The following is a 15,434-nucleotide window of genomic DNA, read 5'->3' as shown; positions in this document are numbered from 1 at the left end:
GACGAAAACCCAGCAAAAGCGGGCTCACACCGCCACCCGCTGAGCGAGGACACCATCCGACATCGTGTACTGGGAGTCGGCCCTGGCCGCTACGTCGGCGTCATGAGTGACGATGACGACCGCAGTGCGCTGGCCCCTGGCCAACTGCAGAAACTCGTCGAGCACCTGAGCCGCGTTGGTGCTGTCGAGGGCTCCCGTCGGCTCGTCGGCGAATACGACGTCAGGCCGATGCACGAGAGCGCGTGCCACCGCGACGCGTTGGGCCTGGCCGCCTGAGAGCTTCGAAGTCCTGCGGCGCAGGAGCTCCCCCAGACCCAGCCGTCGCAGCACCTGAGCGGCGATCACGTGAGCGCGGTCCTTGTCGATACCGGCGAGACGGAGCGGTAGTGCCGCGTTCTCTTCGACGGTCAGTTCGGAGAGCAGTTCGCCGTACTGGAAGACGAATCCGATCCGTTCCCGACGTAAGGCGCTCAGCTCCTCATCGGGCAGCGTGGAGAACGGGACTCCCTCGAAGGAGACAGTGCCGTTGGTGGGCGGAAGAACGCCGGCGAGGCAGTACAGCAGGGACGACTTGCCCGATCCGCTGCTCCCCATGATGGCGGCGACTTCACCTCGTGCAAGGCTGAAGTCGGCTTTACGCACGGCGTGTTGTTCGCCGTAGAAGAGGTCCACGCCCTCGGCGCGGAGGACGGTGTCCATCGCTTGAGCTCCCATGAGAAGGGGGAGCCGCCCGAAGGCGGCTCCCGCGGCTGCCGACTACTTCCGCTTGAACAGCCGGAGCGGCGTGCAGTTGTCCGGCCTCAGCGAGCCCCGGTCGCGGCAGAGGTGCATACGGACTTCCTTCGTGACGAGGACCGCACCGTCGGAGAGCACCTTGTCGACCGTGACGGCCCTCCGCTGGACGCCACGAATCTCTCCCCACGGATACGAGTAGACCCTCAGTCGCAGGTACACGTTGTGACCGTCGTTGGGCTTCTCGTCCTTCAGGACCCCCTTCACGTGCAGACCGCTCGGGACGACCTCCTTGGACTGCCACGCCCACCGCCCCTTGAAGCTCGCCCCGGCGGTGGCGAGGTTCATCTCGTGCCACGAAGTCGCGGCCGCACTTCCCGCCCCTCCGAAGAACAGCCCCGCGACGACCGCTGCCGTTACCGACTTCCTCAACTTCCCCATGAGTTGCCCCTGATTGCTTAAAGAGCCGACTGGTCGTCACAGAAAGTATCGGCTCCGCTACTCGGTGGACGGAGCAGGAACGTACCTCCGTCCGATGACCGCCCGATCCGGTGAACGGAACGTCGAAAAAGAATCTCTTCGGTGACGTTCGGGGGGTGAGGGCTTGAGGGTGGAGCGGGGTGAAAGGGCAGGTCAGAGGGGTGGTGGGAGGGGGTGAGGGGTGTGGGGGCGGGATCGTAGAAGTGATCATCGGTGCGCCTGTGCGAAGTGGTTCGTGCCGAGTCGCAGGACGCGCGCACGCGCACGCGTCGGGGCGGCCCTTCGGCGACTGTTCCCGCGCGGGTGCCGGCGAGGGGGAGGTGCGGCGCTGCGGCAATCCGCTGGGTTCGGCCTGCGGCCATCCCGGGGCCGGTCGCGGGGTCCGGCCCGGGATGGCGGCTCTGCCCGGTGGGGGCGGGAACGCCGAAGGGCCGGACCGCTTTCGCGGTCCGGCCCTTCGGGCTGGCGGAGGATACGAGATTCGAACTCGTGAGGGGTTGCCCCCAACACGCTTTCCAAGCGTGCGCCCTAGGCCTCTAGGCGAATCCTCCGTGGAGAACATTACATGACCGCGGAGGGTGCTCGCGAACGTGATCCACGGAGGTCGGTGGAGGTGGGGAGGAGGCGGGGGGAAGCGGGGGAGGGGTGCGGGGAGAAGTGAGGGGAGGGGGACGGGGCACGGGTTCGGATCGGGTAGGCTGGGCGGAGCCCCTCACGCGGCGCTATCTGACTGAACTCCCCCAGGGCCGGAAGGCAGCAAGGGTAGGTCGGCTCTGGCGGGTGCGTGGGGGGCGCTTGCGTTCCCGGGATCTACGGGGACCTACGGGATTTGCGCGGATCTGCGCGGATCCACGGGGTCCGCGGGGATCTGTGCGGTGCACGGGACCAGGACCGGGACCAGGACCGGGACCGGGGCCAGGACCGGGGCCGGCCCCCAGGGGCGGGCCGTGTCGGCCGGGGCGTCCCGCGGCTCGTCGGTCCGGTTGTCGGCGAGCGCCTATAACCTCGTATGCGTGTCGTCTCTCGCGCTGTACCGCCGCTACCGTCCCGAGTCCTTCGCCGAGGTCATCGGGCAGGAGCATGTCACCGACCCGTTGCAGCAGGCCCTGCGGAACAACCGGGTCAATCACGCGTACCTGTTCAGCGGGCCCCGCGGGTGCGGCAAGACGACCAGCGCGCGGATCCTGGCCCGCTGCCTGAACTGCGAGCAGGGGCCGACGCCCACGCCCTGCGGCACGTGCCAGTCCTGTCGGGACCTCGCGCGCAACGGGCCGGGTTCCATCGACGTCATCGAGATCGACGCCGCCTCGCACGGTGGTGTGGACGACGCCCGTGACCTGCGGGAGAAGGCCTTCTTCGGGCCCGCCTCCAGCCGGTACAAGATCTACATCATCGACGAGGCCCACATGGTCACCTCGGCGGGCTTCAACGCCCTGCTGAAGGTGGTCGAGGAGCCGCCGGAGCACCTCAAGTTCATCTTCGCCACGACCGAGCCCGAGAAGGTCATCGGCACGATCCGCTCGCGGACCCACCACTACCCGTTCCGGCTGGTGCCGCCGGGGACCCTCCGGGAGTACCTGGGCGAGGTGTGCGGGCGGGAGGGGATCCCCGTCGAGGACGGGGTGCTGCCGCTCGTCGTGCGCGCCGGAGCCGGGTCCGTGCGTGACTCGATGTCCGTGATGGACCAGCTCCTCGCCGGCGCCGGCGAGGAGGGCGTGACGTATGCCATGGCGACCTCGCTCCTCGGTTATACGGACGGCTCGCTGCTCGACTCCGTCGTGGACGCCTTCGCGTCGGGTGACGGCGCCGCCGCCTTCGAGGTCGTCGACCGGGTCATCGAGGGCGGGAACGACCCCCGGAGGTTCGTCGCCGACCTGCTGGAGCGGCTGCGGGACCTGGTGATCCTGGCCGCCGTGCCCGACGCCGCGGAGAAGGGGCTCATCGACGCGCCCGCCGACGTCGTGGAGCGGATGCAGGCCCAGGCGTCGGTGTTCGGCGCCGCCGAGCTGAGCCGCGCCGCCGACCTCGTCAACGAGGGGCTGACCGAGATGCGCGGCGCGACCTCGCCGCGCCTCCAGCTGGAGCTGATCTGCGCGCGCGTGCTGCTGCCCGCCGCCTTCGACGACGAGCGGTCGCTGCTCGCCCGCCTCGACCGGCTGGAGCGCGGGGCCGCCGCCGCGCCGCCGGCCGCCGCCGTCTTCACGCCGGCCCCGCCCGCCGGGCCGCCCCTGGGGTACGTCCCCGGGCCCGAGGCCCACACCCCGGTCGCCCCGCCGCCGCCCCCGCAGCAGGCCGCGCCCGCGCCCGCCCCCGTACAGCCGCAGCCGCACGCCCCGCAGCCGCAGGACCGGCCGGAGGCCGCCCGTCCCGGTGCCTGGCCCGGGGCCGCCCGTCCCGGCGGCTGGCCCACCGCCGCGCCGCAGCAGGCCGCGTCCGCGCCCGCCCCCGTACAGCCGCAGCCGCAGGCGCAGCCCGCCGGGCAGGCTCCGGCCGGGGACATGGCGGCCGGCGCCGCCCAGGTGCGGAACATGTGGCCGTCCATCCTGGAGGCGGTCAAGAACCGGCGCCGCTTCACCTGGATCCTGCTGAGCCAGAACGCGCAGGTGGCCGGCTTCGACGGCACCACCCTCCAGCTCGGCTTCCTCAACGCCGGAGCGCGGGACAACTTCGCGAGCAGCGGCAGCGAGGACGTCCTCAGGACCGCGCTCGCCGAGCAGTTCAACGTGAACTGGAAGGTCGAGGCGATCGTCGATCCGTCGGGCGGTGCCGCGCCCCCGCCCGGAGCCGGCGGCTTCTCCGGCGGCGGTGGCTTCTCGGGCGGTGGTGGCTTCTCGGGCGGTGGCGGCGGTGGCGGCTTCGGCGGCGGACGCCCCGCGGCCCCGTCCGCCCCGGCGCCCGCGCCCGCCTCCGCGCCTTCGCAGTCCTTCGCGCCCGCGCCCGCGCCGGCACCCGCCCCGGCCCCCGTGTCGCAGCCGTCCCCGCCCTCGCAGCCCTCCCGGCCCCAGCCCGTCGCGCCCGAGGACGACGTGCCGGAGGAGGACGATCCGGACCTCGTGGAGTCCGCGCTCTCCGGGCACGAGCTGATCGTGCGCGAGCTCGGGGCCACCGTTGTGGAGGAATACACGAACGACTAGGGCCGTCTCGCTCGGTGGCCCGCACAAGGTCCTTCCCGGCCGGCGGGCTACCCTGGCTGGCGTGAAGGTCCTCGTCATCGGCGGCGGCGCCCGCGAACACGCCCTGTGCCGCTCTCTCTCCCTCGATCCCGACGTCACCGCTCTGCACTGCGCGCCCGGCAACGCCGGAATCGCGGAGGTCGCCGAGCTGCACCCCGTCGACCAGCTGGACGGCGGCGCGGTCGCCGCGCTCGCCACCGGGCTGGGCGCCGACCTGGTCGTCGTCGGACCGGAGGCCCCGCTCGTCGCCGGTGTCGCCGACGCCGTCCGCGCGGTCGGCATCCCGGTCTTCGGCCCCTCCCGGGAGGCGGCGCTGCTGGAGGGCTCCAAGGCGTTCGCCAAGGACGTCATGGCCGGCGCCGGCGTGCCCACCGCCCGCAGCTACGTCTGCACCACCCCCGCCGAGATCGACGAGGCGCTCGACGCCTTCGGCGCCCCGTACGTCGTCAAGGACGACGGCCTCGCCGCCGGAAAGGGCGTCGTCGTCACCGAGGACGTCGAGGCGGCCCGCGCCCACGCCCTCGCCTGCGACCGCGTGGTCATCGAGGAGTACCTGGACGGCCCCGAGGTCTCCCTCTTCGCGATCACCGACGGCACCACCGTCCTCCCGCTCCAGCCCGCGCAGGACTTCAAGCGCGCGCTCGACGGCGACGAGGGCCCCAACACCGGCGGCATGGGCGCCTACTCGCCGCTGCCGTGGGCCGACCCCAAGCTGGTCGACGAGGTCCTGGAGACGGTGCTCCAGCCGACCGTCGACGAGCTGCGCCGCCGCGGCACCCCCTTCTCCGGCCTGCTCTACGCGGGTCTGGCGATCACGAGCCGCGGCGTCCGGGTCATCGAGTTCAACGCGCGCTTCGGCGACCCCGAGACGCAGGTCGTCCTCGCCCGCCTCAAGACCCCGCTCGCGGGCGTCCTGCTGCACTCGGCCGACGGCACCCTCGCCGACCAGGCCCCGCTGGCCTGGCGCGACGACGCCGCCGTGACCGTGGTCGTCGCCTCGCACAACTACCCCGACACCCCGCGCACCGGCGACCCGATCGAGGGCCTCGCCGAGATCGCGGAGCAGGACGCCCCGCACGCGTACGTGCTCCACGCGGGCACCAAGCGGGACGGCGACGCGGTCGTCAGCGCCGGCGGCCGGGTGCTCTCCGTCACCGCCACCGGTGCGGACCTGGCCCAGGCCCGCGAGCGCGCCTACGCGGCAGTCGGGCGCATCCGCCTTGACGGCTCCCAGCACCGCACGGACATCGCGCTCAAGGCCGCCGGGGCCTGACCCGGAGCGGGAGCACGGGCGCGGCCGCGCAGTCAAGCGCACGGCCGCGCCACCGGCACCACCTTTACCCAAAGCCATTCGATCGAGTGACGACTCGGCCATCTGGATGACTGCCGCCGAAGCCCCAACTAGGGTGCGGCGCAGGCGTTCCGGCACTTGGCCCATCGGCATTGCGATGTCGGCGACGGGTGCCACAGTGGGGGAGTGAGCAACACCACCACGGGTAGTCCCGTCCAGGACGGGGAGAGGGGGTGAGGTACGGCGTGTCCGGCAGCGGCTTCGGAAACGGCGGCAGCGACAGCGGCCTCGGCGAGGAGTGGGGCGTGCGGGCCGCACGCTCCCGCGCCCTCGCCGTCCTCCGCGTCCGGGGACGGGCGCTCGGCGCCGCCGTCCTCCCCGCCGCCGTCGCCGTCGTGCTGTACGCGGGCGAGGTCACCGGCCACTTCACCGGTACGGGCTGGACCACCGCCCGCTGGATCGTGACCGTCCTCGCGGTCGTCGTCCTCCTCGCCGCCACGGCCGTCGCCCTCGTCGTCGCCCGTGCCCGACCGGCCGTGACGCCGACGGTGGAGCTCACCGAGTCCGCCGCCCCCGACCTCCACCGCCTCGTGCGGGACCTGGCCGACCGGCTCGACGTGCCCGCGCCCTCCGCGATAGCCCTGACCCCGGACTGCGACAGCTGGCTGGAGGACCGCTCCCACCGGGCGCACGGGCCGGCCGCCGTCCCCGCCGGCAGCGGCCCCGTCCTCGTCATAGGCTCCCCGTTCCTGTGGTGGATGCGGGTCGGCGAGCTGCGGGCGGTCCTCGCCCCGGTCGTCGCCGGCACGGGCCCCGCCGCCGATCCCGACATAGCCGCGGCCCGCCGCTTCGTGCGCGGGCTCGACGCGGCCGTCGCCGTCCCCGGCGAGCCCGGCCTCGACCCGCTGCGCAGGCTCGGCGCCCGCGGCGTCGGCGGGGTCGCCCGGCTGCTGCTGCGGGCCTGCGGCACCCACGCCGCCGAGATGGAGCGCGGGGTCGCCACCGCGGGGTCCGAGCGGGCCCAGGCCGTGGACCACGGCACCCGGATCGTCGCCCAGGAGCAGGTCGGACTCGCCTACGCGGGCTGGGACCGGCTGCTGACCCGGGTCGCCCTGCCCGCCTGGCGGATGGGCCGCTGGCCCTCCCGGCTCGACGCGGGCGTGGTGTCGGCGCTGACCGAGCTCTCGCACCGCGACCGGCTCGCGGAGGGCTACTCCTCCCGCCTGGGCGAGCGTCCGGCCTGCGACCTCCTGGAGGAGCCCGGCGCGGTCGACGAGGCGGCCTCGCTGCTCGCCGCCCGGCTCTTCCACGGCGGCCCGGCGGAGCCCGGCCCGGACTGGGCGCCGGTCGAGTGGAGCCGCTACCCGGAGGAGGTCGTCGACCGGAAGTGGCGCGCCGACGCGGCCCGCCTCCACGACGTCCTCGACCGCATGGCGGCCACCGCCGAGCCCGGCACCCCCGAGGCCCCCACCCTCACCCGCGTCCTCACCCATCTGACGGCCGCGCAGGAGCCCGGTGGACCCGTGGCCGTGCCGCCGGAGGGCGACGACCTCCCCGTCGTACCGGCCGGCGCGGAGGAGGCCGAGCGCGAAGCCGCCGCGGCGACCGCGGCCGACGGGGCCGGCACCGAGGACCCTGCCGCCGGCGACAGTGACGAGGGCACGGACGACACGGCCGAGGTGGAGGACACAGAGGACGTGGATGACACAGACGACGCGGACGACGTGGTCCGCAATCCCGCCGCCGACGTGCTCGCCGCCGCGCTCAGCGCCCGGGTGGCGCGCGAGGAGGCCGAGCGGGAGGCCCGGATCGTGCCGCCGTCCGCCGGCGGCGTCGCCGGGTTCAGCGGTCCCGACGGCCCCTGGCCGCTCTGCCCGCTGCTTCCGCCCCGTACCGGCCGGGACCTGCTCGCCGACCACGTGACCGCGCTGGTCTGCTGCGCCGCCGTCGACACCACCGGTGCCGCGCCGGGTCTGGACTGGCTGGACGGTCCCGCGCTGCTCGTCGGCGGCGAGCGGGCGGCCGACCTCGGGCCGCGGGTGCTCGCCCTGGTCGAGGAGGGCGACCCGGCGCCCCTGCGGGCCTGGCTGAGCAGCACCGGCGTCCGCGCCGAGAAGCCCGTCCGCCTCGTCTGAAGGCCCGCCGGGACCGTCCGCCCCGGGCGGTCCGGGCGACGGCCCTACCGGAGGGTCGTGTTCCACCTTCATCGATTTCACGACGAACGGTGACGGACCGCGTGCGTTATGTGATGTGCTGGAGACCGGCACTGACAGGGGCATCATCCGCGGGCAGGCGCCGGCGGCACTGACCGGGGGAGTCGAGGAGGGGCGCGGCATGGGGGCGGAGCAGATCAGGCGCTGGGAATCGGGCGCGCTCGCGCACGCGGTCTCCGATCCCTTCGGCCAGGGCCCGCTGCCCTGGCTGCGGGGTTCGGAGAACTACTTCGACGACACGGGGCAGATGGTTCCCTGGTACGCGGACGAGACCCTGGCCCGGGGCGGGGCGGGCGGCCCCCGCACCGCCGACGACGTGCGGCGCCAGATCAAGGGCTTCGCCTCCGGCGGGGCCGTGGCGCCCGGCGAGTCGATCGACTTCCACGTCACGGTGGACCCGCCGCAGCCGTTCTCGGTCGACGTCTACCGGATCGGGCACTACGGCGGCGACGGCGCCGCGAAGATCACCACGAGCCCGCGGCTCTCCGGGATCGTCCAGCCGCCGCCGCTCACCGCCGACCGCACGGTCTCCTGCCACCACTGGTGGCAGTCCTGGCGGCTCCAGGTCCCGAGCTACTGGTCGATCGGCGCGTACGTCGCCGTCCTCACGACCGCCGACGGCTACCGCTCCCACATCCCCTTCACCGTCCGCGACTCGCACCCGGCGGACCTCCTCCTCGTCCTCCCGGACGTGACCTGGCAGGCGTACAACCTCTATCCGGAGGACGGGCACACCGGCGCCAGCCTCTACCACGCCTGGGACGAGGAGGGACGGCTGCTCGGCGAGGAAGAGGCGGCGACCACCGTCTCCTTCGACCGGCCCTACGCGGGCGCGGGCCTGCCCCTGCACGTCGGCCACGCCTACGACTTCATCCGCTGGGCGGAGCGGTACGGCTACGACCTGGCCTACGCCGAGACCCGCGACCTGCACGCCGGCCGGGTCGACCCGGCCCGCTACCGGGGCCTGGTCTTCCCCGGCCACGACGAGTACTGGTCGGGGCCGATGCGCAAGGCCGCCGAGCGCGCCCGCGACCAGGGCACCTCGCTGGTCTTCCTCTCCGCCAACACCATGTACTGGCACGTGGAGCTGGGCCCCTCGCCGTCCGGCGTGCCGGACCGGCTGCTGACCTGCCGCAAGCGCCGGGGCCCCGGCCGCCCCGCCCTCTGGCGCGAGGTCGACCGCCCCGAGCAGCAGCTCCTCGGCATCCAGTACGCGGGCCGGGTGCCCGAACCGCACCCGCTCGTGGTGCGGAACGCGGAGCACTGGCTCTGGGAGGCGACCGGTGCGGGGGACGGCGACGAGCTGCCCGGCCTGGTCGCCGGCGAGGCGGACCGCTACTTCCCGCGCACCGCGCTCCCCGAGCACGAGAGCCGCATCCTGCTGGCCCACTCGCCCTACCGGGACGGCGACGGCGCGCTGCGCCACCAGGAGACCAGCCTCTACCGGGCCCCCTCGGGCGCCTGGGTCTTCGCCTCCGGCACCTTCGCCTGGTCGCCGGCGCTGGACCGGCCGGGCCACGTCGACGCGCGCGTGCAGCGCGCCACCGCCAATCTGCTCGACCGCATCTGTAAGAGGGACTGACCGGGACGAGCCGCCCCGGTCGGCGGGCCCGGTCGCGTGTGCGAGAGAATCGGACCGTTCCTGGATCAACCTACGCGGAGGAACCGTGTCCGGATTCGTAGAAAAGCCCGAGCCCGTCGAGGTCTCGGGCCTCACCCACCTGCACACGGGCAAGGTGCGCGACCTGTACCGGAACGGGGCCGGCGAGCTCGTGATGGTGGCGAGCGACCGCATGTCCGCGTACGACTGGGTCCTGCCCACCGAGATCCCGGACAAGGGCCGCGTCCTCACCCAGCTCTCCCTGTGGTGGTTCGACCAGCTCTCCGACCTGGTCCCGAACCACGTGCTCTCCACCGAGCTGCCGGCCGGCGCCCCCGCCGACTGGGCGGGCCGCACCCTGATCTGCAAGGCCCTCGACATGGTCCCGGTCGAGTGCGTCGCCCGCGGCTACCTCACCGGCTCCGGCCTGGCCGAGTACGAGGCGTCCCGCACGGTCTGCGGCCTCGCGCTCCCCGAGGGGCTGACCGACGGCTCCGAGCTGCCCGCGCCGATCTTCACCCCGGCGACCAAGGCCGCCGTCGGCGACCACGACGAGAACGTCTCCTACGAGGAGGTGGCCCGCCAGGTCGGCGCGGAGACCGCCGCCCTGCTGCGCCAGACCACCCTCGCCGTGTACTCCCGGGCGCGGGACATCGCCCGCGAGCGGGGCATCATCCTCGCCGACACCAAGTTCGAGTTCGGCTTCGAGGGCTCGGCGCTGATCCTCGCCGACGAGGTGCTCACCCCGGACTCCTCGCGCTTCTGGCCGGCCGACCAGTGGCAGCCGGGCCGCGCCCAGCCCTCGTACGACAAGCAGTTCGTCCGGGACTGGCTGACCTCTCCGGCCTCCGGCTGGGACCGCAGGAGCGAGCAGCCGCCGCCGGCGCTCCCGCGGGAGATCGTGGACGCCACCCGCGCCAAGTACCTGGAGGCGTACGAGCTGCTGACCGGGAAGTCCTGGTCCGACAGCTTCTGACGGACCGGCCCGTACGGGGCGGGGGCGCGCTCCCCCGCCCCGTACGGAGCCTCCCTCCGCGCACACGACGAAGGCCCCGGTTCGATGAACCGGGGCCTTCATGCCGAGCGGACGACGAGATTCGAACTCGCGACCCTCACCTTGGCAAGGTGATGCTCTACCAACTGAGCCACGTCCGCATGCGCCGTAGCGCGCTGCTAACTATACCCAACCTTTGGAGCGTGCGAGACGCACCGCCGCGTGACGGTTCTCCGCACCGAGCTTCGCGGCGGCCGAGGAGAGGTAGTTCCGCACCGTGCCGGGGGAGAGCGCGGCCCGGCGGGCGATCTCCGCGACGGGGGCTCCGTCGGCGGCGAGTTCGAGCACCTCGGCCTCGCGGGCGGTCAGCGGGGAGTCCCCGGCGGCGATGGCGTCGGCCGCCAACTCCGGGTCCACGTACCGGTTTCCCGCGTGGACGCTGCGGATCAGCTCGGCCAGCCGCTGGGCACTGACGGTCTTCGGGGCGAAGCCGCGCACGCCCGCCGCGAGGGCCCGCTTGAGGTGACCGGGACGGCCGTGGCTGGTCACGATCATCGTGCGGCAGTCGGGGAGTTCATCCCGGATCGATGTGGCCACCGTCACACCGTCCGCCCCCGGCATCTGGAGGTCGAGGACGGCGACGTCGGGCCGGTGGGCGCGGGCCATGGCGAGCGCCTCGGGTCCGGTGGCGGCCTCGGCGACGACGACCAGGTCGTCCTCCAGGGCGAGCAGGGCGGCGAGCGCGCCCCGGATCAGGTGCTCGTCGTCGGCGAGCAGCACGCGCACGGGCTCGGTCACGCGACCGTCTCCTTCTCGTGGGGGGTGCCGGTGCCCTCGGGCCCGGTCAGCGGCACCCGGGCGGTGGCGCGGAACGACTGGGGGTCGGTGAACCCGGCCTCCAGGGTGCCGCCGACGGCGGTGATCCGTTCGCGCAGTCCGGCGAGGCCGGAGCCGGTGCGGCCGGGGACGGCGGCCCCGGCCGGCACCACCGCCCCGTCGTTCTCGACGGTCAGCACCACCGCGTCGGGCGTCCGCCGCAGGGCGATCGCGCAGCGTCGGGCGTCGCCGTGGCGGAGCACGTTGGTGGTGGTCTCGCGGACGACCCAGCCGAGCGCGGACTGCACCGCGGCGGGCAGGTCGAGGGCGGGGGCGTCGACGGAGCAGTCGATGCCGGCGGCGTCGAGGACGCCCCGGGCGCCCTCCAGCTCGACCCGGAGGTCGGCCTCCCGGTAGCCGCGGACGACCTCGCGGACCTCCCGCTGGGACTCCTGGGCGATCCGCTGGACCTCGACCATCTGGTCGATGCCCTCGGGGCGGCCGCGGCGGGCGAGCTGGACGGCCAGTTCGCTCTTGAGCGCGATCACCGAGAGGTTGCGGCCCATGACGTCGTGCAGGTCGCGGCCGAAGCGGAGCCGCTCCTCGGCGACGGCGAGCCGGGCCTTGAGGTCGCGGGAGCGCTCCAGCTCCTGGACGACGCCGAGCAGCCAGGAGGAGAAGCCGCAGGCGGCCGCGTAGCCCCCGCCCGCGACGAGGACGGCGGCCAGGGTGATCAGGCTCTCCGGCACGCCGTGGCCGAAGGCGGCGAGGGGAAGCGCGGCGGCGAGGGCGGTGCCGGCGACGGCGTACGCCATGTGCCGCACCCGGTCCAGACAGAGGGCGAGGGTGCCGGCGGTGAAGATCGAGGTGGCGACGAGGATGCTCGCGTTGACCGACCCGTCGGGCAGGATCCCGGCCGCCCACAGCCCCGCGACGGTGAGGTCGGCGAGGGCGGTGGCGGCGGCCAGGACGGCGGCGAGCCGGACGGGCCGCGGCCGGATGCCGGAGGTGTGGTCGAGGGCGCGGGAGGCGACCACCCAGCAGAGGGCGGAGTGGACCAGGACCCACAGGGCCGTGCCGATCGCCGCGCCGGTGCCCATCCCGCCCCGCCCTGCGGAGCTGAGGGGGACGCCGCCGAGGGCGACGAGCTCGACCGGGGGCATGCAGTGGAAGGTCCAGCGGGTGTACAGCTCGACCTTCCCGGCGACGCTGCGCCGTGACCACCATCCCGTCATCGCGGACATCCCGTCCCGTCTCCCTCCGGTCCCGCCCTAGCGCCGGGGCTCCCAGCGGAACCAGCGGCGGACCGCCCACCCCGTCAGGACGCCCCACGCCACTGTATTGAGGGCGGCGGCGAGCAGGCTGCCCGAGTGGGCGGTGCCGAGCCAGCCGGCCCGGACGAACTCCATGACCCCGCTGAGCGGGAGCAGCTGGGCGAGGTCGGCGGCGAGGCCGGGGAGGGCGTCGCGGGGGACGAAGAGGCCGGAGCCGAAGGAGGAGACGAGGAAGAGGGGCAGGGTGGTGAGGCCGGCGCTCTCGACGGTGCGGGTGAAGGTGGTGGTGACGGCGGCGAGTCCGGCGAGCAGCACGATGGCGCCGGCGAGGCCGAGGACGAGCAGGTCGGGGCGGGCGGGGGCGTCGGAGCCGAGGATCGTGAAGCCGCCGACGGTGAGGATCGCGGCCTGGGCGAGCGCGATGGCGGTGGCGGGCAGGGCGGCGCCGGCGAGGATCTCGGCGTCGGTGGCCTCGCCGGTGCGCAGCCGCTTGAGGACGAGCTCCTCGCGGCGGGCGACGAGGCTGGAGGTGAGGCTCATGTAGACGACGAGCAGCAGGACCATGCCGGTGCCGCCGATGAGGGTGGCGGCGCCGAGCGAGATGCCGAGGGTGGCCTCGTCGATGCCCTTGAGGGACGACCGCAGCAGGAAGATCATCAGCAGCGGCATGGCGGCCGCGATGAAGAGGTTGTTGCGGTTGCGGCCGAGGAGGGTCAGCTCGGCCCGGCCGAGGGCGGCGAGCCGGCTGAGGGTGGTGGTCGGGCGGCCGGTGGTGGCGGTGGTCGCACTCATCGGTTCACGGACTCCTTCGGGCCGGCGGGGACGTCCTCCGTGCGGGAGGCGATGTCGAGGAAGGCCTCTTCGAGGGAGGCGGAGCGGGCGTCGAGGCCTTCGAGGCGGACGCCGTGGTCGCGGGCCCAGTCGAGGAGCCCGGTGAGGTCGTCCTGGAGGGCGTGGGTGCGGATCTCGATCCGGTCGCCGTCGGCGGCGGCCTTGAGCGCGAGCGGGAGCCGGGCGGCGGGCACGCCGTCGGGGAGGGCGAAGCGGATCCGGGCGGGCTGGGCGGCGGTGACCTCGGCGGGGGTGCCGGAGAGGACGATGCGGCCCTGGTGCATGATCGCGAGCCGGTCGGCGAGCGCCTCGGCCTCCTCCAGGTAGTGCGTGGTGAGGAGGACGGTGGTGCCCTGGGCGCGCAGGGCGCGGACGAGCTCCCAGGTGTCGCGGCGGCCCTCGGCGTCGAGGCCGGTGGTGGGCTCGTCGAGGAAGAGGACCTCGGGGCGGCCGAGGAGGGCGCAGGCGAGGTCGAGGCGGCGGCGCTCGCCGCCGGACAGCTGCTTGATCCGCACCTTCTCGCGGCCGGTGAGGCCGACGGCGCCGAGGGCTTCGGCGGCGGGCCGGGCGCCGCTGGTGACGCCGGCCCACATCCGCACGGTCTCGGCCACGGTGAGGTCGGAGGGGAAGCCGCCTTCCTGGAGCATCACGCCGATGCGCGGGCGGACGGCGGTGCGTTCGCGGTACGGGTCGTGGCCGAGGACGCGGGCGGTGCCGCCGGTCGGGGCGGCGAGGCCCTCCAGGAGCTCGACGGTGGAGGTCTTGCCGGCGCCGTTGGTGCCGAGGAGGGCGAAGATCTCGCCCCGGGGCACGGAGAGGGAGATGCCGCGCACCGCCTCGAAGCCGCCGGCGTAGGTGCGGCTCAGGTCGGTCGCCTCGATGGCCGGGGTCTGGGCTTCAGCTGTCATGGCTCCAGCCTCCCGTGCGGTGGGGGCGGAGGGCAGTGCGCGCTGTCATCACCCCGACTGACAAATGTCATGGGCGGGAAGCGGGAAGCGGGAAGCGGGAAGCGCAGCGGAAAGCGAGCAGCCGGAAGCCGGGCGGCAAGGTGCCGACAACGAGGAAGACCCCGGTTCCGATGAACCGGGGTCTTTTCCCTGAGCGGACGACGAGATTCGAACTCGCGACCCTCACCTTGGCAAGGTGATGCTCTACCAACTGAGCCACGTCCGCATGCCTCCGACCAGCTTTCACCGGGCGGTGCGAGCACCACTGTACCTGATCCACCGGAGTGGTCGGTAACCGTGATGCAGAGCGGGTGACAGGGATCGCACACTGCGCCTTCCCCCTGGAAGGGGGATGTTCTACTACTGAACTACACCCGCACGCTGCGTGAGGTTCGGCTTTGCGGCCTCGCCCCTCGGCGTGATGCAGACTCTAGCGGATCATGGGGGGTGGAATGCAAATCGGTTCCGCCCGGCGCCGCCGGCGCCCCCGCCGCTCCCCCGCGGGCCGCCGTCAGCTCGCGGCGCGGAAGGCCTCGTAGACCCGCTTGGGGATGCGGCCCCGGGCCGGTACGTCCATCTTGTTGGACTGGGCCCAGGCGCGGACCGCCGCCGGGTCGGGGGCGAGGGCCGTGTGCTTGTACGCGACGGTGTTCACGGCCGCGCCGGCCGCCGCCTTGCCCGTCAGCTTCCGTCCGGCCGCGAGGTAGGGCGCGAGGGCCTTGCGGAGTTTCTTTGCATTGGCATCATTCAGGTCGATCTCGTACATCTTCCCGTCGAGACCGAACGCGACCGTTTCCGCCGCTTCTCCGCCGTCGATGTCATCGGAGAGGGTGACCACCACTCGCTGCGCCACGGATATCGGTCCTTTCCTGTGGCCCGCCACCTGTCAGGAGCTGTGGGTGCGCCTCTGACGTGCGGTGACACCAGGCCTCTGGCTGCCCAGGGACAATGCTGTTTTCCTCTGGATTCCTTTGTACAGTGACGGGCCTCGCATTGTGAAGCCCTGTCAATTGTCTCAGCGTGTCCCGGGGCAATGGAGGGCGCAATATTTCACTCGCATTTCATGTGCGGCGGGGTGCGGGG

At 73.6% G+C, this 15,434-nt stretch carries 12 protein-coding genes, 4 tRNA genes and 1 other RNA gene; 6 read left to right on the top strand and 11 right to left on the bottom strand.

The window, feature by feature from the left end; all coding sequences use genetic code 11:
* Positions 1-24: 24 nt before the first annotated feature.
* The 3 genes from IE287_RS30705 to IE287_RS30695 form a co-directional block, all read right to left on the bottom strand.
* A complete protein-coding gene (locus IE287_RS30705; protein WP_189852499.1) occupies positions 25-699 on the bottom strand; it encodes an ABC transporter ATP-binding protein in 675 nt (224 codons plus the stop codon).
* A gap of 57 nt (positions 700-756) precedes the next feature.
* A complete protein-coding gene (locus IE287_RS30700; RefSeq protein ID WP_189852498.1) occupies positions 757-1,173 on the bottom strand; it encodes a hypothetical protein in 417 nt (138 codons plus the stop codon).
* 502 nt (positions 1,174-1,675) lie between these two features.
* Positions 1,676-1,763 (bottom strand) — tRNA-Ser (locus tag IE287_RS30695).
* A 152-nt stretch (positions 1,764-1,915) separates the two neighbouring features.
* Between IE287_RS30695 and ffs the strand changes: the two genes are divergently transcribed.
* The 6 genes from ffs to IE287_RS30665 all read left to right on the top strand — a co-directional run bounded on the left by ffs (position 1,916) and on the right by IE287_RS30665 (position 10,465).
* Positions 1,916-2,014: signal recognition particle sRNA small type (ffs, locus tag IE287_RS30690), an RNA gene on the top strand.
* 211 nt (positions 2,015-2,225) lie between these two features.
* Positions 2,226-4,346, top strand: a complete 2,121-nt coding sequence (locus tag IE287_RS30685; RefSeq protein ID WP_189852497.1) for a DNA polymerase III subunit gamma and tau — start codon at positions 2,226-2,228, stop codon at positions 4,344-4,346.
* Between the two features lie 61 nt (positions 4,347-4,407).
* Entirely contained in the window at positions 4,408-5,658 is a 1,251-nt protein-coding gene (purD, locus tag IE287_RS30680) for a phosphoribosylamine--glycine ligase (protein ID WP_189852496.1), read from the top strand.
* 251 nt (positions 5,659-5,909) lie between these two features.
* Positions 5,910-7,811 carry a M48 family metalloprotease gene (locus IE287_RS30675; RefSeq protein WP_189852495.1) on the top strand — a complete coding sequence of 634 codons (1,902 nt, stop codon included), beginning with the start codon at positions 5,910-5,912 and terminating at the stop codon, positions 7,809-7,811.
* A gap of 199 nt (positions 7,812-8,010) precedes the next feature.
* Positions 8,011-9,471, top strand: a complete 1,461-nt coding sequence (locus IE287_RS30670) for a N,N-dimethylformamidase beta subunit family domain-containing protein (protein ID WP_189852494.1) — start codon at positions 8,011-8,013, stop codon at positions 9,469-9,471.
* An 85-nt stretch (positions 9,472-9,556) separates the two neighbouring features.
* A complete protein-coding gene (locus IE287_RS30665) occupies positions 9,557-10,465 on the top strand; it encodes a phosphoribosylaminoimidazolesuccinocarboxamide synthase (protein WP_189852493.1) in 909 nt (302 codons plus the stop codon).
* A 106-nt stretch (positions 10,466-10,571) separates the two neighbouring features.
* Here the strand turns inward: IE287_RS30665 and IE287_RS30660 are convergent.
* The 8 genes from IE287_RS30660 to IE287_RS30625 form a co-directional block, all read right to left on the bottom strand.
* A tRNA-Gly gene (locus tag IE287_RS30660) sits at positions 10,572-10,644 on the bottom strand.
* A 22-nt stretch (positions 10,645-10,666) separates the two neighbouring features.
* Positions 10,667-11,281 carry a response regulator transcription factor gene (locus IE287_RS30655; protein ID WP_189852492.1) on the bottom strand — a complete coding sequence of 205 codons (615 nt, stop codon included), beginning with the start codon at positions 11,279-11,281 and terminating at the stop codon, positions 10,667-10,669.
* Complete coding sequence (locus tag IE287_RS39215) at positions 11,278-12,543, bottom strand: sensor histidine kinase (RefSeq protein WP_189852491.1); 1,266 nt, start codon at positions 12,541-12,543, stop codon at positions 11,278-11,280. The genes IE287_RS30655 and IE287_RS39215 overlap by 4 nt, the downstream gene beginning before the upstream one ends.
* Positions 12,544-12,570: 27 nt before the next feature.
* Positions 12,571-13,365, bottom strand: coding sequence for an ABC transporter permease (locus IE287_RS30645; protein ID WP_189852490.1), 795 nt, complete (start codon positions 13,363-13,365; stop codon positions 12,571-12,573).
* On the bottom strand, positions 13,362-14,312 hold the full coding sequence (locus IE287_RS30640) for an ABC transporter ATP-binding protein (protein WP_189852489.1): 951 nt from the start codon (positions 14,310-14,312) through the stop codon (positions 13,362-13,364). The genes IE287_RS30645 and IE287_RS30640 overlap by 4 nt, the downstream gene beginning before the upstream one ends.
* Before the next feature lie 192 nt (positions 14,313-14,504).
* A tRNA-Gly gene (locus IE287_RS30635) sits at positions 14,505-14,577 on the bottom strand.
* Between the two features lie 80 nt (positions 14,578-14,657).
* Positions 14,658-14,729, bottom strand: a tRNA-Gly gene (locus IE287_RS30630).
* 133 nt (positions 14,730-14,862) lie between these two features.
* Entirely contained in the window at positions 14,863-15,204 is a 342-nt protein-coding gene (locus IE287_RS30625; protein WP_189852488.1) for a histone-like nucleoid-structuring protein Lsr2, read from the bottom strand.
* Between the last annotated feature and the right edge of the window lie 230 nt (positions 15,205-15,434).

The sequence above is a fragment of the Streptomyces omiyaensis genome (genome assembly GCF_014650895.1).
Classification (GTDB): domain Bacteria; phylum Actinomycetota; class Actinomycetes; order Streptomycetales; family Streptomycetaceae; genus Streptomyces; species Streptomyces omiyaensis.
The sequence above is the reverse complement of the archived record's forward strand: the minus strand, read 5'-3'. Positions and strand labels throughout refer to the sequence as shown.

Excerpts from the sequence above, each read along its gene's own strand:
- IE287_RS30705 (WP_189852499.1), bottom strand. The coding sequence starts at position 699 with ATGGACACCGTCCTCCGCGCCGAGGGCGTGGACCTCTTCTACGGCGAA.
- IE287_RS30700 (WP_189852498.1), bottom strand. The coding sequence starts at position 1,173 with ATGGGGAAGTTGAGGAAGTCGGTAACGGCAGCGGTCGTCGCGGGGCTG.
- IE287_RS30670 (WP_189852494.1), top strand. The coding sequence starts at position 8,011 with ATGGGGGCGGAGCAGATCAGGCGCTGGGAATCGGGCGCGCTCGCGCAC.
- IE287_RS39215 (WP_189852491.1), bottom strand. The coding sequence starts at position 12,543 with ATGTCCGCGATGACGGGATGGTGGTCACGGCGCAGCGTCGCCGGGAAG.
- IE287_RS30645 (WP_189852490.1), bottom strand. The coding sequence starts at position 13,365 with ATGAGTGCGACCACCGCCACCACCGGCCGCCCGACCACCACCCTCAGC.
- IE287_RS30640 (WP_189852489.1), bottom strand. The coding sequence starts at position 14,312 with ATGACAGCTGAAGCCCAGACCCCGGCCATCGAGGCGACCGACCTGAGC.